At 35.8% G+C, this 579-nt stretch carries 1 protein-coding gene; it reads right to left on the bottom strand.

Going from position 1 to position 579, the window contains the following annotated elements:
* Positions 1–579: hypothetical protein (locus HQK88_12680; GenBank protein MBF0617656.1), on the bottom strand; the 579-nt coding region annotated here is incomplete at both ends.

Below are 579 nucleotides of genomic sequence, written 5' to 3'. Positions count from 1 at the left end.
TGTATTCATCAACTCAAGTCCGGCATAACCAAATTTGAGTTCAAGCATCCCTTCAATACCTTCAAGCAACCCTTTCCGTTCACCCTCAAACAATCCCCGTTCACGTCCTTGTTTAAATCTCACATCTCTTTCTAAATTATAAACTAATGCCATATCCTCTACCTCCTTACATACTTCGTATTGCAAATCCCTTAGTTGTGACAGAACTTCCACCTGCCTTATGTACCTGGCACGAAGCGTCTCTTCCTTCACAAGTTCATTTAGCCGGTTTAATATCTCTCGTATAAATATTTTAACACCTTTCTTTTGGTAATTGCACAAGATTGATATAATTACCTCTTCAGGTTTCTCCGAGTACAAGAATTTTTCGCAATCAACATTGCGCATATCGATTAAATTATAACTATAATTCATAGTTTCCGTAGAGATGCTATTTTTCATCGTTAGCGGTTCATTGCCTATGTAAAACACATATTGCATTGGATGTATTCCATGAATTACCGTTATATAAGTCCAATATTGCAACTCACGATATTCCATTTTAGAGTAATTAGTTGCCTGAAATTCAATATGTAAAAT

The sequence above is a fragment of the Nitrospirota bacterium genome, assembly GCA_015233895.1.
Taxonomy (GTDB): domain Bacteria; phylum Nitrospirota; class Thermodesulfovibrionia; order Thermodesulfovibrionales; family Magnetobacteriaceae; genus Magnetomonas.
The sequence above is the reverse complement of the archived record's forward strand: the minus strand, read 5'-3'. Positions and strand labels throughout refer to the sequence as shown.